We start from the raw sequence: 21,217 nt of genomic DNA on the forward strand, positions 1-21,217 counted from the left end.
GTATGAACCCGGGCCGTCAGATGCAGATCTGATGGCGTTCGGTTTATCGCGCCAGGACATCCCCGACAAGGAAGTCGGCATCTGGCCGGACAACTGGGAGGCCTTCAAAGTCTTCGAGGCCATGAGCACCCAGTGGCGCACAGGCGCGTGCGGCGCAACAGGCATGGACTACAGCGTTCTCTCCGGCGTGATTCGGATGTGTGGCGTACCTATCAGCCAGCGACAAGCGATTTTCAGCGACTTCCGGCGGATGGAGGCTGAAGCCCTGCAGGTGATGGCGGAACAGAGAGAAAACAAATGAGCACCAATTTCGCTTCCCTGGGTATTGCGGTCGAGTCGTCGCAGGCCGCAAAGGCTGCTGATGATCTGGATAAGCTGGTCGATTCCGCTGAAGGCGCCCAGAAGGCCATTGATGACCTGGGCAAAACGGGCGAAGGCCTGGCCAACACCGGTAAAAAGGTTTCCCAGGCTGAAGCGGACGTTGCGCAAAGCATCGATAAATCCACGGCGGCCAGGGATCGGCAAGCTGGAGCAAGTCGCAAGGCAGCTGACAGCGCAGTAGCGGAAATCTCCGTCATCAGTCAGCTCGACAAGGCGATGACGGGCAATATCTCGAGCATGGAGTCGCTGGTTCAAGCCGAGGGCTTACTGGAGCGCGCACGCAAGGGCGGCTTGGTCACCATCGAGGAGCAGGCGAAGTACCAGGATCAACTGGGAAAGGCTTACGACAAGATTGAAAAGGCGGAAGCCAAAGAGCTGGCCCAGAAGCAAAAGCTGATCGAGGCTGAGAATCGCCAGATTGAGGCACTGAAGCGCACCGTTAACGGTATTGATCCAGTGACCGCCAAGCTGGCGAAGCTGGAGGCTCAGGAGAAGGCGTTAAACGACCTGCACAAAGCTGGGCAGATTGATGCCGAGCGCTATAACGAAGCCCTGGCCAAGATCGGCAACGACCGAGCGGGCCTGACTGAAGCCGCGGGCGCGTTCGACAAGCTAAAGCTCGGCACTCGCCAAGCTCAAGAGAACGTCATGCAGCTCGCCAATGCCATTCAGGCGGGTGACCTGGGCAGTGGTGCGCGCGCGATCGCTCAGCTGGGCGCTGGCGCCGGTGAATCGGCGAAAAGCCTCGCAGGGATGCTGATCCCGGCCGGCCTTTTGGTTGCTGTCATTGGGTCGCTGGGCTACGCCTACTTCGATGCAATGAAGCAGGCTCGCGAGTTCAACGCCGCGATCAATGGCGGTACGAATGGTGCCGGGCAGACCATCGCCAGCCTTAAGGACATGGCCGAAGGCGCCGGGCGCGTCACCGGTAACCTGTCCGGCGCGCGTGAGGCAGTGGTTTCGCTTGCATCCGGAGCAGCTACCAGCGGCACGCAGATGCGTAACCTGGCTGAAGCCGCAGCGGCCGTGAGTGAAGTCACCGGACAGGGCGCGGGCGAACTCGCCAAATCCTTTGCAACCGCCGGCGAGACCGCAACCGAAGCGGCAGGCAAGATCAGCAGTCAGTATGGGCTGCTCACCCTTGAGCAGTACCAGGTGATCAAAGGGCTGGATGATCAGGGCGACAGTCAGCGCGCTTTGGATGTTCTCAGCGAAGATCTGAACCAGGCCGCACTTACGCGCCTGAAGACCTACCGAGAGTCGCTATCTGACGTAGAACGCGACTGGGATAACATCAAAACCGCCATCAAAGGAGCATACGCTGAAGTCCGTTCGGAGATATTCCCCGACCTGGCAAAGCAGATCGAGATCACGCAGCGGGTGCTTGATACGCGCAAAAGCGGTGGTGTGGCTGGTGCCATTTCCAATGGTCTCAGCACGCTCAACAGCGCACTTGGCCTTGGTACCGGCGAGCATGACGACTCAACCGAGGCTCTGGAGAAGAAGCTTGCGGGACTGAAATCCCGGCTTGCCGCGAGCTCTGCCCAGACTGCTGCAACTGGCGAGGCTACGGATGCCAACCAGAAAGCCATCGAAGCCCAGCGGGCACTGGATGCTCAGCTCGATAACGTGAACCCTCTGGCCAAACGCCAAGCCGGCCTGAAAAAACTCAATGACCAGTTCAAAGCGCTATACGAAAACGCTGAGAAGACTGGTCAGAAGTCGCCGCTGCTCGATGGCGTCAGCTTCGACGGTGCCAAGTTCTCCGGTGGTGCCTATGACAAGCTGCTGAAAGGCCTCGAAGATAAAAACAAGGACCCTAAAGGCGGCGGCACGCAGGTCGACCTGACTAGCTTCAACGACGCCAAGAACGAACTGGCGGCGATCACCGACACCTACAAAAACTACCAGAAGGAACTGGATGCGGCACAGAAGGCTGGCCTGCTGTCTGAGGAAGACTATCTGCTGCGGCGCCAGGCTCTGATCGGCAATCAGCTCGACCAAACCACGGCAGCATACGAGGCTGAGATTGCCGCACTGGAAGCGGCCAAGGGCAAAAAGTCCACGTCGGCTGCGCAAAGCATCCAACTGGACCAGAAGATCGCCGACGCGCGCGCAGGCATGGTCAAGGCGCAGAAGGACGCTGACAGTCAGCTTGAAGTGCTCGCAACCAATGAGACCGGGCGCCTGGCAAAGCAAGAGCGGGCGATCAGTACATACGTGCAGGCACTGGGGCAGCAACAGAGAGCCTTGGAACTCGCAGGCCAGCGCGCAGTGCTCGGCGTAGGGCAGGGCGATCGACAGAACGCGCTCAGCGGCGAGCTGAATAGCCAGCAGGACCGTTTTGCTCAGCAGTCGCTGGAGCTTGCCAACCAGAAGTCCGATCCGTCGCGCAACATGTCGGAGGAGGAGTTTAAGCGGAAGTCGCAGGCGCTCGCAGATGCGAATAATGCCGCGACGGACCAGATCCGGCAGAACTATGCGGATGTGGAGAATGCGCAGGGCGATTGGACGAAGGGGGCGACTGCTGCATGGGACAACTACCTGGACTCGGCGCAGAACATCGCTGGCCAGACCAAAAGCCTATTCGGCAACGCCTTCAGCTCCATGGAGGACTCGATCGTCAACTTCGCCATGACTGGGAAGCTTTCCTTTGCGGACTTCACCAAGTCGATTTTGGCGGATATGGCGCGTATCGCGACCCGTCAGGCGAGTTCGGCCTTGCTTGGCAGCTTGGTTGGCGCAGCGGCCAGCTACTTCGGTGGTAGCGCTGCTGGCGGCGGTAATGGCATGGCTGCCGGTTCCGCTGGCGCTACATCGTCGAACCTCGGCGCGTCCTCGGCTGGCTACTCCAGCACTTACTTTCCCCAGGCTTTGGGCGGCGCATGGTCGGGCGGTGTGCAGATGTTCGCCGACGGCGGCGCGTTCACCAACTCAGTCGTAAGTAAGCCCACGGCGTTTGGCATGGCCAACGGCAAGACCGGCGTTATGGGTGAGGCAGGGGAAGAGGCAATCATGCCCCTGACCCGGACGTCGAGCGGCAAGCTTGGGGTCATGTCCATGGGCGGCGGTGGATCCGGCTCAACGCAGATCAACGTCGAGGTGCACATCGATGGCGAGGGTAACGCCTCGTCCTCGGCTGATGCTCCCGGCTATGACCTGTTCGGCAAGGAGCTGGCCGCGTTCGTTGAGCAGAAATACCAACAGATGCGCAACAAAGACATGGGCCAGGGTGGCGTCATCAACAAAGCAATTAAGGGGCGCTGATGGCTATCGAACGTTTCACTTGGGCGACGGAGAAGGGCGCAGAGGGTGATATAGCCCAGCGCGTTCGCTCCAAGAAGTTTGGCGATGGCTACGAGCAGTCGGTCGAGGATGGCCTCAACAACCGGTCGCAGTCCTGGCCGGTGACCTTCACCGGTTTGAAGGGGCGTATCAAGGACATCATGGCGTTCCTTGACCGGCACAAAGGGGCGAAGGGCTTCCTCTGGGAGCCGCCCCTGGGTGAGCTTGGCCTATACAAGTGCAACGGCTACAAGCCAGTGCACCGAGGCGGCCAGGTCTACGCCATCACCGCGACCTTCCAGCAAACCTTTCACCCTTGAGATAACAGACCATGGCACTGATCACGGACATCCAGAAACTGGAGCCCGGCGGCGAGATTCGCCTGTTTGAAATCGACGGGACCGAGTACGGCGCCGATTACCTGCGGTTCCACGGTCACGCCATTCCGCACACACCACAGGAGCTTCTTGCGTACGAGCATTCGGAGGAGGACCTGCCTGCCAAGTCGATTTGGTGGCAGGGCGCCGAGTACGCTGCCTGGCCGGTGCAGATCGAAGGTTTCGGCTCCAACAGCGACGGTACTGCTACCCGACCGACTTTCGCCGCGGGCAACATCAATGGACGGATCACCGCCTTGTGCCTGGCTTTCGAGGACCTGCTGAAGTTCAAACTGACCGTCCGCGAGACTTTGGCCCAATACCTGGATGCGGCCAACTTCCCCGAGGGCAACCCAACTGCTGACCCGACTCAAGAGGCGCTGGAGATCTGGTATATCGACCAGAAGACCAGCGAGGACGGAGAGGCCGTGGTTTGGGAGCTGTCCTCCCCGGGCGAGATCGATAACCACGGGCTGCCCGGGCGGCAGATGACGACGTTCTGCCACTGGGCGATGACCAATGGCTACCGGGGGCCGGACTGCGGCTACACCGGCGCGGCCATGTTCGACGACGAGGACAGCGCCACGGACGACCCAGCACTGGACCAGTGCAAGGGCTGCCTGTCGTCCTGCAAGTTGCGCTTCGGCGAGAACAACGAACTGTCCTTCGGTGGATTCCCCGCCGTGTCCCTGATTGCCCGGAGCTGACCATGCGCAAGCACATCATTGCCGCTATCCAGGCGCACGCGGCAGCTGAGTACCCGAAAGAGTGCTGCGGCTTGCTGTTGGCGGTTGGGCGGGCGCAGAAGTACTTCCCGTGCCGGAACATCGCCATGGAGCCGAACGAAGAGTTTCGGCTTGATCCAGAGGACTACGCGGCGGCAGAAGACGCAGGTGAGGTGATCGGCATCGTTCACTCACACCCGGACGCCACCAGCAGGCCGTCACCGCACGACCTGGCCATGTGCGAAGCCACCGCCTTGCCGTGGCACATCCTGTCGTGGCCCGAGGGGGATTTGCGCACGATCACGCCGACGGGCAGCACGCCGCTGCTCAGGCGCCCGTTCGTGCACGCCGTCTGGGACTGCTGGCAGGTGTGCGCTGATTGGTACGCCCGCGAGTGGGGCCTGGATTTCGAAGCCTTCCAGCGCACCGACGGCTGGTGGGAGAGTGCGGAAAACGCCAGCCTGTACGAGCAGCACTACGAGGGGGCGGGGTTTGTGCGCGTCGACAGGCCGCAGCGTGGTGATCTGGTCGTCATGCACGTCGGGCGGACTGTTCACCCCAACCATGCCGGGATCTACCTGGGCACTGATCCGACGATGCCTGGCGAGGATTCAGGCGCTTTTGGCCTTGGCCCGTTCTTGCTGCATCACCTGTACGGCAGGCCGTCGGAGATCATCGTTTACGGTGGGCCTTGGCATGACCGGACGCGCCTGATCCTCAGGCACAAAGACGCAAGACAACCAACATGACGCGGCGTGGCCGCAGGAGAGAGCAATGTCCATAGATAGCGCAAATCGCGCTTGCTCTATCAGAACTGAACGACTTCCAGAAACGAAGAATTGTTTATGGGAAGCAAATGAAGCGGTGCCACCTCGAATTGAACGCGCATTCATCGAGACTGAAAGCTCTTCAAGGGCTGAGCTATTCGACGTAGAGCCGGTAGATGTTGGCTTGGAAGTCCATGACGAGCCGTCCTGTTTTAATGACCAGAACGCCAATGATAAGGCTTTCACCGAAACCATCTTCATCTACGAGCGGCGATGAAAAAACGTCTGTCTCAAACTGCTTACCAACTTCAGGAAGGAATATGTGAGCAGTATGCTGAGTCGACTCTATCCACCCACTGGCGGTGCGAGTTTTTGCAGTACCTATTTGCGGGCATCCGGCTTCGGCGATCAGCTTTGGAGTCGCGTAATTGTGGTCGGCCCCACTGTCAACCAAGGCATAGGTTAGCTTGTATCCAGAAATCTCTCTTGGCCCATTCCCGTGCTCGGGGTCATACCTCAATGCCGCCACAATTACGGGGCGCCCAGGTGGCGCGGTATAAACATGCCCATCTCTCCTTGAGAAGAGAATCGGCACAAACTTTGTGCCGTCTGGTATTGCGTACTCGTTCAAATTGACCTCCAGGTCATAAACGCGCCGGTATTGGCGCAACCCCAGTCCTTGGGCTTGCAGGCGTAGGACTGGGAAATCCTTTAATCGACTTTAATCTCCTTCAACCCGTCATTGGGCTGAATGGTGATATCAATTCCTTCGAGGACGCCATCCTCTCCTCGGGTGAGCTCTAACGACATGCCTGGTATGAGAGTTTGCTCAACTATCCATCCACCTGCGAAGCGGTACTTCACATCAACTGGATGAGGCTGGCCTTTGAAGTTAACGGTCAGCCTCTTCCCGACTTCAGTCTTCTTCAGTGCTTCAACAAGTGCGCGCGAAAGTTCGTCTTCTCCGTCCATAGCGATCTCCAATTGAGAGGCACAAAGCTACTACGCTGCCGATCAACCCGGTTACTGGTATTCCATCCACGCTGGATGCCTGGACAGGCACGAGGTACAGTGCTTGGATTTCGAGTTTCCCTATCCACCTGAATCGCAAGGATGCCCCATGCGTAAAATCTTGGTAGCTCTGTGGCTAACTATTCCAACGCTCCTGCTGTCTGGCTGCTCTGTGTCGACGTTCAATAAGTATGCAACCTTGCAATTTTATGAGTGGAATCGAACGAACGTTCAGTACAATTACTTTGATGGCAAGTCAGGCATGCTGAGTTCTAATCCCAACTTTCGGAATAGAATGCTGCCCGCACGGATAGCCGATAACAATCAATGGATGGACTTCAACGATGACATGGGGCGAGTCATAAAGACGTTTGGAAATACTCTACATCGCGACACATTTCCAGCTGGACTGGAGCCGATCAAAGAGTTTGTTGCCTGGAGTCAACTTCCGCCAATGCAGCGGCTGAATATGCGCGATACGCTGAATGCCAAGCCTGAGTTCACATCTATTAATGCTCGACTTGTGCTTGAGCGTGGCACGGATGAGCCGCTGCTTGTTTTTACAGGCAGTTCGCTACCTTGGGAGACAGCCCCGCAGTATGCGATCGACAAAGTTAACGCTGTCAGAATGCTGGTTAATGCCCAGATCTGGTATGAGATTTTGAAGTAGCAGGTTTCCGAGAAGGTCGATGGCAGATCTGGCAGCCCAGCCCCGCGCTGGGCTTTTTGCATCTCCCCCTCAGTGCTACAGTCCCGCCAAACCAAAGAGGGAACGACATGCGGATTTTGATAGCTGCGGTAGCGGTGGTGATGTTGGCGGGGTGTATGCCTCCGACGATGAACGAGGCTCGCCAAGATGGTCCCTACAAGGTTCTGCATTCAAAAAAGTCGGATAAAGACGTCGCGGAATGCGTTCAGTACGAATGGCAAAATCAGGCAGTTTTCGGCGGCACGCCAGGTGCAACACTTCAAGCTGGAAGACCTAGCGGCTACACCGTTTTCACAGAGGCCTCTGCTTATTTTGTGGACGTGCAGCCTGAAGGGGCTGGCTCGGTCTCAAAATATTACGTAGTGCTGCCCAACTGGATTGCAAACAAACGATTGGCGGTTCTTCAGGCCTGTCTATAGCAACTAAATGGCTTACAAGGCTCGCTTCGGCGGGCCTTTTTCTTATCCGGAGATCTTTATGGCAGCACTGGCAATCAACTATCAACCCATGACTACGATTTTGCTCTATGGCCAGCTTCGGCAGTTCGGACGCTCTTTTCGAATGGCCGTGAGATCGCCAGCCGAAGCAATCAAGGCGCTATGCGTTCAGATCCCAGGGCTCGAACGGTTTCTGTCCAATGCCAAGTCGAGGGGCGTTGAGTTCGCCGTCTTCCGGGGCGCGACAAACCTTGGTGAAAATGAACTTGGGTTTGCCGGTGTTGGCGACATTCGTATTGCCCCGGTAATTACCGGTAGCAAGCGTGGTGGAGCGTTGCAGACCATCATTGGAGCTGTCCTTATCGTCGTCGGTTTAGTGATCACCGGGGGCAGCTTCGGCACCATGGCACCTTTCGGTTCCGCCCTGATCATGATGGGCGGCTCGATGGTGCTGGGCGGCGTGATCCAGATGCTCAGCCCCCAGGCCGGCGGACTAAAGACCAGCGCTGCGCCAGAAAATACGCCTGGCTATGCCTTCGGCAGCGCCAAGAACACCACAGCGTCGGGTAACCCGGTCCCGCTCTGCTACGGAAAGCGCCGGGTTGGCGGCGCGATCATCAGTGCCGCGATCTACGCCGAAGATCAGATGTAGTGAACAACTGAAACACCGCAGCCGCCCATTAGGCGGTTTTTTATTGCCTGGAGGAAAGCATGGGCGCAGCTCGCAAAATCGACATCCATGGTGCCAAGGGCGGCGAAGAGAAACAAAAAACGCCAACGGAAGCCCCTGACAGCCTGCGCTCGGTCGCTATCGCTAAGATGCTCATCGCCATCGGGGAGGGCGAGTTCGAGGGCACCCCTACCGCGCGCGACATCTACCTCGATAACACTCCGCTGCAAGACCCCCAAGGCAATATGAACTTCCCGAACGTGAAGTGGGAGTGGCGCACGGGGGCGGTGGATCAGACCTATATCCAGGGCATCCCCTCGATCGAGAACGAAACCACTATCAGTACCGAACTGCGCAGCGGCACACCGTGGGTTCGGGCGATCACCAATACCCAGCTTTCGGCCGTGCGCGTGCGTTTCGCCTGGCCGGCGCTCCAGTCTGTGGATTCGAGCGGCAACATCAATGGTTATCGGATCGAGTACAAAGTTGATCTGGCCACCGACGGCGGCGCCTACCAGCAGGTGCTTAGCGAAGCGGTCGACGGCAAAAACACCAGCCTTTACGAGCGCACCCGCCGTATCGATTTGCCCAGGGCCACCACCGGCTGGCTGATGCGTATTACCCGGGTGACCATCAACCAGAACAACAACAAAATCTCCGACACGATGCAGATCGCTGGCTTCACGGAGGTGATCGACGCGAAGATTCGGTACCCGAACACCGCGCTGCTCTACATTGAATTTTCTGCCGAGCAGTTCCGTAGCATCCCGGCGGTAACCGTCGAGACTAAGCTGAAGAAGATGCAGGTGCCGAGCAATTATGACCCTGTGTCTCGTACCTACTCGGGCGTTTGGGACGGAACATTCAAGCAGGCCTGGACCGACAACGCGGTTTGGATGACCTACGACATCACCACGGCCGACCGTTTCGGCCTTGGCCGCCGCATCAAACCCTGGATGGTCGACAAGTGGGAGCTTTACCGCATCTCGCAGTACTGCGACCAGCTGGTGCCGGACGGAAAGGGCGGCCAAGAGCCTCGCTTCATATGCAACTTGAACCTGCAGAGCAAGGCCGATGCCTGGTCTCTGCTGCGTGATATCTCGGCGATTTACAGGGGCATGACCTACTGGGCCCAAGGTCAAGTCTTCACTCTTTCGGATATGCCGCGCGCTACCGACTTCGACTTTGCCTACACCCGGGCGAACGTCATCGACGGCAAGTTCACTTACTCCAGTGCGTCGGAGCGCACCCGCTACAGCCGCGCGCTGGTGAGCTACGACAACCCGGCCAACAACTACGACACCGACGTCACGGCGGTCACGGATGCCAAGCTCCAGCGGCGCTACGGCGACAACCCGTTAGAGATCAGCGCCATTGGCTGTACGCGTGAATCCGAGGCCCAGCGCCGCGGTAAGTGGGCGTTGCTCACCAACTCCAAGGATCGGGCCGTCACTTTCAAAGTGGGGCTCGACGGGCGCATCCCGCTCCCTGGCTACGTGATCCCGATCGCTGACGAACTACTGGCCGGCAGGCCTGTCGGTGGGCGTATCTCAGCTGTAAACGGCAAAGTCATCACGCTTGACCGCGACACCCAGGCCAAGCCTGGCGATCGATTGATCCTCAACCTGCCCGACGGCAAGTGCGAGGGCCGCACCGTGCAACTGGTCAGCGGCCGGCAGGTCACCGTCACGGTTGCTTACTCCGTTACGCCAGAGCGCGAACTGGTGTGGGCGCTCGATGCTGACGACCTGGCCATCCCGCTTTATCGCGTGGTCAGCGTGGCGCGGCCGGAGCCTGGCGTGTTTGAAATCTCGGCTGTGCAGTACGACCCGAGCAAGTTCGATCACATCGACACCGGCGCGCGCCTGGAAGAGCGGCCAATCAGCGTTGTGCCGATCACCGTCGTTCCTGCCCCCGCGAGCGTCGACATCACGTCGAACTACTCCGTTGACCAGGGCCTGGCGATCAGCACCATGAACATCTCGTGGCCAGCTGTGGCTGGCGCGGTCGCGTATGACGTGGAGTGGCGCAAGGACAGCGGCAACTGGATCAAGCTGCAGCGCACGGGCGCGACAAGTGTGGATGTCACCGGCATTTACTCGGGCGCCTACGTGGCCCGGGTGCGATCCGTGAGTGCCTTTGAGATCTCATCGGTCTGGAAGAGCTCCAACCTAACCAACCTGGAAGGGAAGGTGGGCTTACCGCCGGCGGTGGCGTTCCTGCGCACCACCAGCGAACTGTTCGGCATCGGCATCAAGTGGGGCTTCCCACCAGGTGCAGAGGACACCCAGCGCACCGAGCTTTGGTATGGCCCGGCCAATGACTTGTCGGTGGCCACCAAGCTTGCCGATCTGGCGCATCCGCAGGCCGACTATCGCATGCAGTCACTGTTGGCTGGCGCAACCCTGTTCTTCTGGGCGCGCCTGGTGGACCGCACCGGCAATGTTGGCCCGTTCTACCCGGTTGGCAATGGTGTGATGGGGCAGGCCAGTGCGGATGCTGCGCCGGTGCTGGAGTTGATCGCGGGGCAGATTGGGCGCACTGAGCTTGGCCAGGACATCATCGACCAGATCGACAAGATCCCCGGCCTCCAAGATCAGATCAGCGCTTTGGGTGGGTTGAAGGGGTACAACAAGGACGCCACCTACCTCAAAGGCCGGATGGTGGTGGAGGGCGGGCGGATATACCAAGCCGCTCAGGCTGTGCCAATCAACATGCCGCCACCGGATGCTACCTACTGGCTCGATGTTGGCCAGTCGGTAGAGACGGCGAACGGTCTGGCACAGCAGGTTTCCACCAACACCACCGATATCACCAAGCTGGACGGCATCGTGACGGCCTCGGCGTCGAGCCTTCAGGTTCTGCAGGCGGCATACAGGGATGACAACGGGGAGGGTGATCTTGCTGATGCGCTCCAAGGCTATAACGCTGCGGCCAGCTTCGCGGAGGAGGTGAAGACCCGCGCCTCGCAGAACGAGGCCATGGTGCAACGCCAGACCGAACTCAACGCGTCGGTGGGCGACGTTGCCGGAACTGTGACCGATCTGGAAAGCGTCGTGGTCACGGATCGCGAGGCCACGGCCCAGGCTATCCAGCAGATCGGCGTGAAGATCGATGACAACTCCGCGGACATCCAGACAGTAAGCCGGGCTCAGGTCGACACCGACGGCAAGCTCTCCACCATGTGGTCGGTAAAGATGCAGCTGAATGCAAACGGGCAGTACGTCGCCGCCGGCGTTGGGTTTGGTATCGAGAACGTAGATGGTCAGTTGCAAAGCCAGTTCCTGGTGAGCGCGGACCGGTTCGCCATCGTGAACACAATCGCCGGCGGCGCGATCTCGGTTCCGTTTGCGGTGCAAGGCGGGCAGGTGTTCATTAACTCGGCTTTCATCCAGGACGGCACGATCACCAACGCCAAAATCGGCAACTACATCGCGTCCAACAACTATGTTGCGGGCGTTTCCGGCTGGAAACTGTTCTTCGACGGGACCTTTGAAATCAACAGCTCTTTCGGTGGCCAAGCTCGGCAAGTAATCAATAGCGCGGGCGGTAAGGTTTTCGACGAGAACGGTATCAAGCGCTACCAGTGGGGAGACCTTTCCGCATGAACTACGGGGCAAGAGTCTGGGGGCCGACCGGCCTCCTTGAACTGGATGAAAACTCATTTACTGTCCGGATTATTTACTCGGAAATTGTGCAGGTGGGCGTTCCTGCGCCAGGGAGAACTCGCTACATATCTATTCCAGGTGTAAACCCGGCCACACACTCCGCTGTCTGCGTTCCGGTCGCTGCTTACGACACGTCCGGACAGAGCTACTACGCGATTCAATACACCCCAGTCGTTGGGGTGGACGGAGTGGTCATCTACTTCGGCAATCCAGCAAGATCGAACGGTCCTCTTGGGCTTTCTCCTCAACGGCTTTTGGTTATGAGGTATCGCTAATGACGTTTGGTGTAACGTTCACAAACAACAGCGACGTCGTTACCCTTGATTCTGAGTTTGCGAGGCTTGTTGTTCTGGAGAAGGGGGCGTGGAGCGGTAACGGATCTGGCGTCTACGTACCATTCTCTAAACCAATTACAACAAGTGAGCCTCCCTTAGTTTTTGTCAGACCGAACCTATCGGTAACTCTATGTTTTTGTGTAGTGCAGGGATCGGCCGGATCTTGGACGGGATTTTCTTTTTCGGGGATTGTGGGGCAGGGCACTTCTGGAAATTGGTTCGTCGCTGCCTTTAAGTCAGAACCAACTGCAAAGTTTGGATTCCGAATTTGGGATGGGTCAACAGATCTTCTATTTGACAGCGGTACGCCCTGCGCACAGTTTACGAGAACGATAACCGGATGGGCCTATCTGGGATCATCCTCCACTGGGCAAGGGACTTCTCGTCTGAGCTGGACTGCCGCATCGAGTCTCGCGTCCGGTGATTATATGCTACTCAATAATATTGCAATGGATATTGCTGGCGGCACTTCCCGGCAAGGCAATATGTATGCTGTCTGGGATTATCAGAACGACAGACTTGTAATTCAGTCTGTGGGAGTTGATTTGACAACATCACTATATATTCCTGTTGTTTTCGCTAAGCCAATCTCTTAGCTGCTGGAATAATTAGTAGAACTCTATAGCCGCCATGTGCGGTTTTTTATTGCCTGGAGAAAATTATGGGTTGGTATAGGGCTGGCACTGTTGCCGTCACGAATGGCTCGACCGCTGTTATCGGTACGGGTACGGCCTTTATCGCCAATGCTCGTGTAGGCGATGGATTCCGTGGACCAGATGGTGCGTGGTACGAGATCAACAACATCGCAAGCGATACGGCGCTATCTATTGCCACCAATTATCTGGGTCCCACACTCGGTAGCGGTATCTATGCCGTGATGCCCGTGCAGGGCTACAACAAAGATTCCGCAGACCAATTGCGCGCAGCAACAAAAATTATTGCAACAATTCCTGAAACTAAGCAGGACAAGAACAACAACCTTACTGCCTTGTCGAGCCTCGTTGGTGCCGCTGATCGCCTCCCGTACTTTACTGGAGCGGGGGCTCTATCCCTTGCAGTAATCACAAGCAAAGCCCGCGCACTTCTTGCCCGGAGCGATACCGCAGGTATGCAGGTAGAATTGGCCCTGGTTCCCGCAACTTCACTTACAGACCGCACTGCAGGTCGGCTACTGATTCCCGGGTGGCTGGGGCTTGGGGACGCTCTACCAATCACGCCGGGGCAGGATTACAACACTCTCACCCAGCCAGGTGAATACTTCTACGGCTCCGGCACTGCCCCGACGAATGCCCCAATTGTCCCCGCGCACTTGATTTCCGTTAAGGGCAGAGGTCTCTACCCATACCAGGAAGTTCGTCCAATTTACGGTAATGCTCTTTGGCAACGGAGTGCCAAAGTAGCTAACCCTACTGCTGCTGCGGCTGACTGGAACGGATGGGTTCCTTACGTTACTGGCTTCAATATGACCAATGACCCGCAGTCAGATGCGGGTGGAGTCATCTCCAGCGCGGTGGTTAGCGGCTTCCGTGTTGAAAAGTTTGCTAACGGCACGATGTGTGTAACCGGAAAGGTGGCCTTAGCAAGTCAGGCAGCCAACAGTTTTGGATACCAAACTCTGACCTTGCCTGTCACGTTTCTCAACACCGCAAACATGATGCCGGGACTGACCTGTAACGCCCAATCTACGGGTGACTCGTATGGCGTAGTTTTCCAGCGGGCAGCGTCGACTAGTTCAATACTGTACGCGGTCAGGAACGGTGCAACCGCCCAGGCATTTGAAATAAACGTATCGGTGCGGGGTACTTGGAAATGAAGATCAGACTTTGGGCAGCACTCATGGACGATACGCTGGAGGCCAGCGTGCAGGGCGACGTTATCACTATCAATGGCGAGGCTATCGACCTCTCCGGTATCCCAAGTGGTTACCGCCTGCCAGGCAGCGCCGTCGGCAATAAGTTTTTTGTCGAGTCGGATTACGTGGAGCGTATAGGCAAGACACTGCACTTCACTCTCCGTCTTCCTGTTACATGGGAAAGCCCTGAAGAGTACCGAAACCCGGCGGAACCAATAATCTTGGACGCGCGCAGCGGCCCGGTAAAGTTTCCCGATACCGCGCCACCTGCGGCCCTTGTGGCTGTCGAACCGAGCGAATTATTGGAGGTGCCTGAAGATGGTGGATCTATCCAAGCTTGAGCCGGTGAAGACTGCTCAGGACGTTGCGGACCAATTGGATCTTGAGCAAGCGCGTGCTTACCTGCGCGAAACCAACTGGCACGCCTTTGCGCTGCTTGAGGATGGCACGCCTATTCCTAGCGAAATTGCCACGGCGCGCACCGCCGCACGGGCGACGATCTCGCGTCTTGCACCCGCTCCGATCAACTGAGTGATGGCGCAACACCCCGCCCGCCTTGAGCGGGTTTTTTATTGCCTGGAGAAAAGCATGACTACTTCTGAAAAAGACCGGGACATCCTGGCGCGCACGCTGTGGGGCGAGGCCCGCGGCGAAGGTCCGGACGGCCAAGTCGCCGTGGCCTGGACCATCCGCAACCGCGTGTTCGACGGCAAGGCCAAGTCCTGGTGGGGGGAGGGCTACGCGGGCGTGTGCCTGAAGCCATGGCAGTTCAGCTGCTGGAACCAGAACGACCCGAACTATGCCTACCTCAGCGGCGCCAAACCGATCCCGGCTGCGCAGTTCGCCCAGGCCCAGCGCGCTGCTGACCAAGTTATGTCTGGCTCGGTACCGGACCCAACTGGCGGTGCCACGCACTACTACGCAACCACGATGCCCAAGGCGCCGGCCTGGGCGGCGAAGGCCAAGCAGACTCTGCGCCTCGGGCATCACGTCTTCTTCAAGGATGTACCGTGATGACGCCCGTGCAGAAGCAGGCCGGTCTGGTGCTGCTGATCCTGGTGCTGATGGCCAGCGCCGCCGGCGTCACCTGGCAGGTTCAGGACTGGCGAATGGGCAAGAAACTCGCCGAGCAGGCAGGCTTGCATAAGGATGACCTGGCGGCGATCAGCAATGCCGCGGCCGCCCAGGCCAGAACCCAGCAGGACAAACGCCTGGCCAGTGAGCGGCAACTGGCCGCGCAGGACCAAAAACACATAAAGGAATTATCCGATGCCCAACGTGATCAGGCTCGCATGCGCGATCGCCTTGCCACTGCTGATGTCCGGCTGTCAGTCCTCCTCGAGGATCCAGCCAGTGGCTGCGACGTGCCTTGCGCCCCCGGCGCCTTCAGCGTGGTTCATGCAACCCGTCGAGCCCAACTTGACCCAGCGCATGCTCAAAGAATTATCGCCATAACCGATGAAGGTGATAATGGGTTGATAGCATTACGAGCATGCCAAGATTACGTCCGAGCTATAAACCAATCTCATTAAAATTGAATAGTTCGCATGAGATAAGCCGTGTTATTCGGACTCATTCAGCAGCGGGTTAGTGAAAAAAACGCACCCTATCAACGTTGCAAATAAAGCTAAAGTTTCTTCCAGCTCCGGGTCTTCAAATAGTATCGAGCGCGAATCTAGGGCGCATAGAGCACCATATAACCTACCATCGGGAAGGAAGATAGGAACACCAGCATAACTTTCTATCGCATACCGTTTAACCACTGCACGACTGGAGTATCTGCCGTCTTCGCTGATTTTAGGAATAAATAGTGCCTTAGGGTCTCTCCTGAGCTCGCTGCAGAGCGTGATTTCCAGCTCTAGCGTGTCACCAGCCTCTATCCCCATATGCAACGGGTCGTGAGCTGAGCAGACCACCCAGTCTGTTTCGGTGAACTTCGCGATCCCAGCAAATCGCATTCCCGTAAGGCGTGTTACGAGTTTTAAAATGCTGGAGATCGCCTCAATTTCAGCTAAAGCTGATCGTTCATCTAAACTCAGCATAGAGTGCAAGGTGACTTCAGGGCTAACCATATTCCACCTATGCTGTGTTTAGCTGGGCGTGCCGTATTGGCTTATGAGAGATTGGGCAACAAAGCTAGAGTTGGCTGACCCATTTCCTATGTTCTGAATCGAAGAACTAAATCGTTTAGGTTGACGGCCAGACGAGAAAGTTCGTTGCTGGCTGTAAGCGTTTGCCGAGTGCCTTCACTGCTCTGCACTGCAAGGTCGCGGATGCTTATCAGGCTGCGATCGACATCCCGCGCCACGTGAGCCTGTTCCTCAGAAGCGGTTGCAATCTGGACATTCCTATCGTTAATTTCGAGCACGGAATCAATGATTTGACGCAGCGACTGGCCCGCCTGTTCCGCAGTGTCTCGCGTGCTATAAACCTCGGATGTGCTTTTTTTCATTGATTCGACCGCGGCAGATGAGCCTGCTTGAATCGTGGATATCATCTGTTCAATTTCTTGCGTCGATGTTTGCGTTCGGTGCGCCAGCGCTCGAACTTCATCTGCGACTACTGCGAAACCGCGACCCTGTTCTCCTGCACGAGCCGCTTCAATTGCGGCGTTCAAAGCTAGCAAGTTGGTTTGCTCAGCAATCGCCCTAATCACACTCAGAACTTTGCTAATGTCTTGCGCTTGGCCTGCAAGTTCTCTTACCTGATCTGATGACACTTCAACCAAACCCGTCAAGCCACGCATCGCCGTCAAAGTTTCAGTGACTTTTTGATTGCCGAGATCTGCAGCCATGCTCGACTGCATCGCTGCTTCAGACGTGGAGTTGGCGTTTCGTGCAACCTCTTCAACCGCCGCACTCATTTCAGTTACTGCGGTAGCAGCTTGCTCTATCTCACTGTTCTGCTGCTGAAGTGTGCGATCAGCGCTTTCAGTGATCGACGTCATTTCGACGGCAGCAGTGCTCAGTTGGGATGAAGCTCCCGAGATTTCTAGAATTGTGTCTCGCAAATTTTTCTGCATCAGATTCAATGCATGCATCAAGCGCGAAGCTTCATCTGAACCTGTTACTTCAAGATCATGAGTAAGGTCGCCAGCAGCGATATTCTCCGCCAATTTTAGTGATGAGCTGATTGGAATAGTGATGCTATTAGTGAACAAAATCGCCAGCGCTATAGTTAAGATAAATGCCACGATTAGCACCGCTATCAAAACTTTGACGCTATGGTTATATACGTCGGTCGCGTCGACCCCAGATACCTCGGCTTGGCGTGTATTTTGGTCTCGCAGAAGCGTCAGCTGCTCTTGATAGGTGTTGGCTCTATTTGCCTGCTCTGTGTTGGCAAAAATGACAGCCTGATCATGATCGGATGAATCTAAAGCGATTACTTTTTTGAGACCTTCGATGTACGCATGCATAGCCTGGTTAGCCTTCGCGAACTGGATCTCGTCCTGCTCACCAGACATTAAATGTGCACGATAAAAATCAGTTTTTACCTGAAGTGTCTGCATAGATTCTTCGACCTTTGACAGTGAGAAATCATGCACATCTCTCGTGGTACTTGAGAGCATGCGGATACTTTCAAGGCGGGCGTGAAGGAGGGCGATCTGGATGTCGTCAATGACTTGGATACTTGGGAGGGAGTTTTGCTCAATGTCCTGCTCTGTAGCACGCAGCCGATCAATTTGAAGATAAGAGAAGCCTGCCAAGCTGATTAGCAGGAATGTGATTAGGCCAAAACAGACGAAGGCTCTTCGCGCGATACTTAAGGATCTCAATTTCATATAGGCCTCCGAAGGCCGGATTTGGTGGCGTGGCATTTCCACGTCATTTTGCTGATCACGAACAAAGGCAGCCTTTTCATGCGGCACAGTGAATTCCATTTACAGCTTGCAGACTTAAGGCTGAAACGAGGAACGCAAAAGAATGTATTGGAATGATAGAGGCGCTAAATAATTGCGCGCTAAGTAAATGCGTGTGCACTCTGTCTGCTGAATTTGGCCCGTTTTGGTAGCGCGACGTCCGGGACGTGCCATGCTATTTGCCAGCGATTACAGGCAGAGCGCACAGCAGAACTCTCCGATATCATTGGATATGGACAGGGCACAATGGATAAGCGGCTTGCAGGCATTTCATTCCTGCTCACCCTCGGCTGGGTCTCAGCCGTCGTGTTCGTCATGTGGTTTTTCAGTTGATGGATACGGCTCGATAAGCTCCGGTCCCTGGTTCCTGACGTTGCCAACAGCCCTCCCAACCGGAAACCACTCAAACTCTTCGGTCGGCTGACACAGCTCTTTCGCGATTTCCTCTGCGCGTGCCGGTGAAAGATCCGGATCAAGCCATTCATTGGCGTGTTTCGGGGCAAGTACCAGTGGCCGACGGTCATGTATGTCCACCATGCCTTGGTCACTGGCAGCAGTGATGATGACGAAGCCGTCGCCCTCATGCGGTTCAAGGCCTGGGTTTACTTGGGCCAAGGCTCCAAAGAACATCGGCTTTCTGCTTTTCAGTCGGATGAAGTAGGGCTGTTTCTTTTTCGGGTCGTCCGGGTCTTTAACCCATTCATACCAGCCTTCGCTGGGTACAATCGCGCGGCCAGTTGGCCAAAGCTGTTTGAAGAACTTGCCAGTGGTCACAGTTTCGACCCGAGCATTTATCGGATCAGGACGCTTTCCTTTCGCCCAGAACGGCGCCCACCCCCATTGCACAGCGTCAATGTGCAACCCATCCTCTTTGCTGTGTAGCAGCTGCACACGCGTCGTGGGCGCCACGTTAAACCGATTAATCGGCTGTGCATCGTAGCCACTGAACAATTCGATCTGAGGGCTCAATTCCTCTATGTAGATCGCCATTCCCTCGTACTGCACGAATCGACCGCACATAGACACGCCTCCGCCTGTCGAAATCCCCTACAGAGAAATTGACCGCAAGCCGCTTACAAAGTTAACTGTATATTCGTACAGTATTTGCATAAGGCGCCGCCATGAGCTTCAACATCCTGGGTCCAATAGCTGAAGGGGGCGTAAAACTGCCTCTTTGCTCGTTTCATGTACCGGCTGGCTTTCCATCGCCTGCGGCCGATCACATTGAGCAGCATATTTCTCTGGATGAAGTGCTTAACATCAGGGCGCCCCATGTTTACCTGGTGATGATCACAGGTGAGAGCATGCAGGGCGCAGGGATATTCGAGGGCGATCTGGCGGTGGTGGATCGCTCGATTGAGCCTGCGCACGGCCACATCGTAGTGGCCCTCCTAAACAACGACCCCATGTGCAAGCGACTCTGCAAGCGCGGCAAGGAGGTGATCCTGCTTTCCGAAAACCCCAAGTACCCCGCGCGCTACGTGCTTGAGGGCGACGAACTATCGATCTGGGGTGTGATCACGAGCACAGTCCGCAGCCATGTCTAACTCCCCAGTCTTCGCCCTGATCGACTGCAACAGTTTCTATGCCAGTTGCGAGCGTGTGTTCCGTCCAGATCTCGCCAAAACGCCGATTGTCGTGCTGAGCAACAACGACGGCTGCGTTATTGCTCGAAGCTACGACGCCAAGCCCTTTATCAAGATGGGCGAGCCGTATTTTCAGATCAAGCACAAGCTCAAGCAACACGGAATCATCCCGTTTTCCTCGAACTATGCGCTCTACGGCGACATGAGCGAGCGCGTGATGACGCTTATTGAATCGATGGTGCCCGCCGTCGAGATCTACAGCATCGACGAAGCATTCGCCGACCTCACCGGAATTGGCGGGCTCGACGCTCTCGGCCGGCAGATCCGCGCCCAGGTGCTGCGGTGCACCGGTATCCCCGTCGGCGTGGGAATCGCGAACACTAAGACGCTCGCCAAGCTTGCAAACCACACCGCGAAGCGGCTGCAAGCGCAGACGGGCGGTGTGGTGAACATCACCGATCCGATTAAGCGGGACTGGGTGCTGCGCAATACTGATGTGGCCGAGGTCTGGGGTGTTGGCCGAAAAATGAAGCTCCATCTGGACGCTCTAGGCATCAAGTCCGCGATGGACTTGGCCAGGTCCGACCCCTGGACGCTCCGCAAGAAATTCAGCGTGGTGATCGAGAAGACCGCGCGGGAACTGGCAGGCACCTCCTGCCTCGAATTGGATGAGCCCGACCCACCCAAGCAGGAAATCTGCTGCAGCCGCATGTTTGGAAAGCGCCTTACCGAGCTTGCGCCGATCAAGGAGGCGGTGGCCACCTACATGATGCGAGCCTCGGAAAAGCTCCGGGCACAGAACTCGCTCTGCAAGAAAGTCCGGGTCTGCATCCGCACCGGCATGTTCAATCCGGACGAGGCGAAATACGCGAACGGGGTTGTGGTGGACATGCCGTATCCAACCGACGATGTGCGATTACTCACCAAGGCTGCGGTTGATGCGCTCGACCATATCTACCGTCCAGGCTTCAACTACAGCAAGGCCGAGGTGATGTTGCTCAACCTGTGCCAGCCTGGGGAATACACGGATGATCTATTCGCGGTGTCTCAGCCCACCGATGCGACCAGAGTGATGACCGTACTGGACCAGATCAATGATAGGTGGGGAAGGGGAACGCTACGGTCTGCCAGCGTGCCTACGAACCCCGATTGGGGCATGCGGCGCGAGATGATGAGCCAGAGCTACACCACCAAGCTGGACCAGCTCTGGTCAGTGGCCTGCAAGTAGCGATCACTCCGGTGCCATGAGAACTGCGAGCGTCAATTTGATGAACTCTTCGTTGTCGTCGATGGTGTGCAAAGCACCTCGAATGTTTTCGGCCACTTCGGGAGAGCCGCGCTGCTCTACCCAATTCGAGAGCTCCATGATGGAGGCTTCAAGGGCCAGCTGGTTTTCGTATAGCTTCGATAGCAGGGAGGGGAGTAGATCTGAGTTTGGCATCGGCGTTCCTCTGTTGGAGTCAACAGCGTAGCAGCAGGTGTTAGTAACCAGTTCCAAAGTTATGATTGTTCGCTCTCGGCCAGGAGCGGACGTTCATGAGTGACCGTTCCT

General features: G+C 56.8%; 22 protein-coding genes. 16 read left to right on the forward strand and 6 right to left on the reverse strand.

Annotated features, from left to right (window positions below; all coding sequences use genetic code 11):
- The first annotated feature begins 31 nt into the window (after positions 1–31).
- The 5 genes from LRO94_RS13440 to LRO94_RS13460 are packed head-to-tail and all read left to right on the forward strand — an operon-like array spanning position 32 to position 5,517.
- Positions 32–301, forward strand: coding sequence for a DUF1799 domain-containing protein (locus LRO94_RS13440; RefSeq protein ID WP_179179070.1), 270 nt, complete (start codon positions 32–34; stop codon positions 299–301).
- Entirely contained in the window at positions 298–3,648 is a 3,351-nt protein-coding gene (locus tag LRO94_RS13445) for a phage tail tape measure protein (RefSeq protein ID WP_179179069.1), read from the forward strand. The genes LRO94_RS13440 and LRO94_RS13445 overlap by 4 nt, the downstream gene beginning before the upstream one ends.
- On the forward strand, positions 3,648–3,986 hold the full coding sequence (locus LRO94_RS13450) for a phage tail protein (protein ID WP_095184924.1): 339 nt from the start codon (positions 3,648–3,650) through the stop codon (positions 3,984–3,986). Before LRO94_RS13445 ends, LRO94_RS13450 begins: the two co-directional genes overlap by 1 nt.
- 11 nt (positions 3,987–3,997) lie before the next feature.
- The gene (locus LRO94_RS13455; RefSeq protein WP_179179068.1) at positions 3,998–4,750 is read left to right on the forward strand and encodes a phage minor tail protein L; all 753 of its coding nucleotides are present in this window, start codon (positions 3,998–4,000) and stop codon (positions 4,748–4,750) included.
- A 2-nt stretch (positions 4,751–4,752) separates the two neighbouring features.
- The gene (locus LRO94_RS13460) at positions 4,753–5,517 is read left to right on the forward strand and encodes a C40 family peptidase (RefSeq protein ID WP_179179067.1); all 765 of its coding nucleotides are present in this window, start codon (positions 4,753–4,755) and stop codon (positions 5,515–5,517) included.
- A 172-nt stretch (positions 5,518–5,689) separates the two neighbouring features.
- Here the strand turns inward: LRO94_RS13460 and LRO94_RS13465 are convergent, their stop codons facing one another.
- Positions 5,690–6,166: a pepsin/retropepsin-like aspartic protease family protein gene (locus tag LRO94_RS13465; RefSeq protein WP_179179066.1), complete on the reverse strand. Its 477-nt coding sequence runs from the start codon at positions 6,164–6,166 to the stop codon at positions 5,690–5,692.
- Between the two features lie 80 nt (positions 6,167–6,246).
- On the reverse strand, positions 6,247–6,507 hold the full coding sequence (locus LRO94_RS13470; RefSeq protein WP_122753971.1) for a hypothetical protein: 261 nt from the start codon (positions 6,505–6,507) through the stop codon (positions 6,247–6,249).
- Between the two features lie 148 nt (positions 6,508–6,655).
- On the opposite strand from LRO94_RS13470, the gene LRO94_RS13475 reads away from it, so the two are divergent.
- The 9 genes from LRO94_RS13475 (at position 6,656) to LRO94_RS13515 (ending at position 15,749) form a co-directional block, all read left to right on the forward strand.
- Positions 6,656–7,216 (forward strand): hypothetical protein, encoded by a 561-nt coding sequence (locus LRO94_RS13475; RefSeq protein WP_179179065.1) that lies wholly within the window; start codon positions 6,656–6,658, stop codon positions 7,214–7,216.
- Between the two features lie 107 nt (positions 7,217–7,323).
- Complete coding sequence (locus tag LRO94_RS13480; RefSeq protein WP_179179064.1) at positions 7,324–7,674, forward strand: hypothetical protein; 351 nt, start codon at positions 7,324–7,326, stop codon at positions 7,672–7,674.
- A gap of 58 nt (positions 7,675–7,732) precedes the next feature.
- On the forward strand, positions 7,733–8,344 hold the full coding sequence (locus LRO94_RS13485; RefSeq protein ID WP_179180074.1) for a tail assembly protein: 612 nt from the start codon (positions 7,733–7,735) through the stop codon (positions 8,342–8,344).
- 59 nt (positions 8,345–8,403) lie between these two features.
- Complete coding sequence (locus tag LRO94_RS13490) at positions 8,404–11,970, forward strand: phage tail protein (protein ID WP_179179063.1); 3,567 nt, start codon at positions 8,404–8,406, stop codon at positions 11,968–11,970.
- 1,056 nt (positions 11,971–13,026) lie between these two features.
- Complete coding sequence (locus LRO94_RS13495; RefSeq protein ID WP_233897041.1) at positions 13,027–14,178, forward strand: hypothetical protein; 1,152 nt, start codon at positions 13,027–13,029, stop codon at positions 14,176–14,178.
- Positions 14,169–14,558, forward strand: a complete 390-nt coding sequence (locus LRO94_RS13500; protein ID WP_179179062.1) for a hypothetical protein — start codon at positions 14,169–14,171, stop codon at positions 14,556–14,558. The genes LRO94_RS13495 and LRO94_RS13500 overlap by 10 nt, the downstream gene beginning before the upstream one ends.
- On the forward strand, positions 14,536–14,748 hold the full coding sequence (locus LRO94_RS13505; RefSeq protein ID WP_179179061.1) for a hypothetical protein: 213 nt from the start codon (positions 14,536–14,538) through the stop codon (positions 14,746–14,748). The genes LRO94_RS13500 and LRO94_RS13505 overlap by 23 nt, the downstream gene beginning before the upstream one ends.
- A 57-nt stretch (positions 14,749–14,805) precedes the next feature.
- Complete coding sequence (locus LRO94_RS13510; protein ID WP_179179060.1) at positions 14,806–15,231, forward strand: cell wall hydrolase; 426 nt, start codon at positions 14,806–14,808, stop codon at positions 15,229–15,231.
- A complete protein-coding gene (locus tag LRO94_RS13515; RefSeq protein ID WP_179179059.1) occupies positions 15,231–15,749 on the forward strand; it encodes a lysis system i-spanin subunit Rz in 519 nt (172 codons plus the stop codon). The genes LRO94_RS13510 and LRO94_RS13515 overlap by 1 nt, the downstream gene beginning before the upstream one ends.
- A 30-nt stretch (positions 15,750–15,779) precedes the next feature.
- Here the strand turns inward: LRO94_RS13515 and LRO94_RS13520 are convergent, their stop codons facing one another.
- The 3 genes from LRO94_RS13520 to LRO94_RS13530 all read right to left on the reverse strand — a co-directional run bounded on the left by LRO94_RS13520 (position 15,780) and on the right by LRO94_RS13530 (position 19,099).
- A complete protein-coding gene (locus tag LRO94_RS13520) occupies positions 15,780–16,289 on the reverse strand; it encodes a GAF domain-containing protein (RefSeq protein WP_122753962.1) in 510 nt (169 codons plus the stop codon).
- 86 nt (positions 16,290–16,375) lie between these two features.
- Positions 16,376–18,001 carry a methyl-accepting chemotaxis protein gene (locus LRO94_RS13525; protein ID WP_179180073.1) on the reverse strand — a complete coding sequence of 542 codons (1,626 nt, stop codon included), beginning with the start codon at positions 17,999–18,001 and terminating at the stop codon, positions 16,376–16,378.
- A 375-nt stretch (positions 18,002–18,376) separates the two neighbouring features.
- Positions 18,377–19,099: an SOS response-associated peptidase family protein gene (locus LRO94_RS13530; RefSeq protein WP_179179058.1), complete on the reverse strand. Its 723-nt coding sequence runs from the start codon at positions 19,097–19,099 to the stop codon at positions 18,377–18,379.
- A gap of 101 nt (positions 19,100–19,200) precedes the next feature.
- Between LRO94_RS13530 and LRO94_RS13535 the strand changes: the two genes are divergently transcribed.
- Both LRO94_RS13535 and umuC read left to right on the forward strand, forming a co-directional pair.
- Positions 19,201–19,626, forward strand: a complete 426-nt coding sequence (locus LRO94_RS13535; protein WP_179179057.1) for a LexA family protein — start codon at positions 19,201–19,203, stop codon at positions 19,624–19,626.
- A complete protein-coding gene (gene umuC / locus LRO94_RS13540) occupies positions 19,619–20,893 on the forward strand; it encodes a translesion error-prone DNA polymerase V subunit UmuC (protein ID WP_179179056.1) in 1,275 nt (424 codons plus the stop codon). Before LRO94_RS13535 ends, umuC begins: the two co-directional genes overlap by 8 nt.
- A 3-nt stretch (positions 20,894–20,896) precedes the next feature.
- Here umuC and LRO94_RS13545 read toward each other — a convergent pair whose 3' ends face one another.
- Entirely contained in the window at positions 20,897–21,106 is a 210-nt protein-coding gene (locus LRO94_RS13545; protein WP_179179055.1) for a hypothetical protein, read from the reverse strand.
- Between the last annotated feature and the right edge of the window lie 111 nt (positions 21,107–21,217).

Origin of the sequence: Pseudomonas sivasensis, assembly GCF_021391435.1 — a bacterium.
GTDB classification, from domain to species: Bacteria; Pseudomonadota; Gammaproteobacteria; order Pseudomonadales; family Pseudomonadaceae; genus Aquipseudomonas; species Aquipseudomonas sivasensis.

Coding starts and splice junctions, on each gene's coding strand:
- LRO94_RS13440 (WP_179179070.1), top strand. CDS start 32: ATGGCGTTCGGTTTATCGCGCCAGGACATCCCCGACAAGGAAGTCGGC.
- LRO94_RS13445 (WP_179179069.1), top strand. CDS start 298: ATGAGCACCAATTTCGCTTCCCTGGGTATTGCGGTCGAGTCGTCGCAG.
- LRO94_RS13450 (WP_095184924.1), top strand. CDS start 3,648: ATGGCTATCGAACGTTTCACTTGGGCGACGGAGAAGGGCGCAGAGGGT.
- LRO94_RS13455 (WP_179179068.1), top strand. CDS start 3,998: ATGGCACTGATCACGGACATCCAGAAACTGGAGCCCGGCGGCGAGATT.
- LRO94_RS13460 (WP_179179067.1), top strand. CDS start 4,753: ATGCGCAAGCACATCATTGCCGCTATCCAGGCGCACGCGGCAGCTGAG.
- LRO94_RS13470 (WP_122753971.1), bottom strand. CDS start 6,507: ATGGACGGAGAAGACGAACTTTCGCGCGCACTTGTTGAAGCACTGAAG.
- LRO94_RS13475 (WP_179179065.1), top strand. CDS start 6,656: ATGCGTAAAATCTTGGTAGCTCTGTGGCTAACTATTCCAACGCTCCTG.
- LRO94_RS13480 (WP_179179064.1), top strand. CDS start 7,324: ATGCGGATTTTGATAGCTGCGGTAGCGGTGGTGATGTTGGCGGGGTGT.
- LRO94_RS13485 (WP_179180074.1), top strand. CDS start 7,733: ATGGCAGCACTGGCAATCAACTATCAACCCATGACTACGATTTTGCTC.
- LRO94_RS13490 (WP_179179063.1), top strand. CDS start 8,404: ATGGGCGCAGCTCGCAAAATCGACATCCATGGTGCCAAGGGCGGCGAA.
- LRO94_RS13495 (WP_233897041.1), top strand. CDS start 13,027: ATGGGTTGGTATAGGGCTGGCACTGTTGCCGTCACGAATGGCTCGACC.
- LRO94_RS13505 (WP_179179061.1), top strand. CDS start 14,536: ATGGTGGATCTATCCAAGCTTGAGCCGGTGAAGACTGCTCAGGACGTT.
- LRO94_RS13510 (WP_179179060.1), top strand. CDS start 14,806: ATGACTACTTCTGAAAAAGACCGGGACATCCTGGCGCGCACGCTGTGG.
- LRO94_RS13515 (WP_179179059.1), top strand. CDS start 15,231: ATGACGCCCGTGCAGAAGCAGGCCGGTCTGGTGCTGCTGATCCTGGTG.
- LRO94_RS13520 (WP_122753962.1), bottom strand. CDS start 16,289: ATGGTTAGCCCTGAAGTCACCTTGCACTCTATGCTGAGTTTAGATGAA.
- LRO94_RS13525 (WP_179180073.1), bottom strand. CDS start 18,001: ATGAAATTGAGATCCTTAAGTATCGCGCGAAGAGCCTTCGTCTGTTTT.
- LRO94_RS13530 (WP_179179058.1), bottom strand. CDS start 19,099: ATGTGCGGTCGATTCGTGCAGTACGAGGGAATGGCGATCTACATAGAG.
- LRO94_RS13535 (WP_179179057.1), top strand. CDS start 19,201: ATGAGCTTCAACATCCTGGGTCCAATAGCTGAAGGGGGCGTAAAACTG.
- umuC (WP_179179056.1), top strand. CDS start 19,619: ATGTCTAACTCCCCAGTCTTCGCCCTGATCGACTGCAACAGTTTCTAT.
- LRO94_RS13545 (WP_179179055.1), bottom strand. CDS start 21,106: ATGCCAAACTCAGATCTACTCCCCTCCCTGCTATCGAAGCTATACGAA.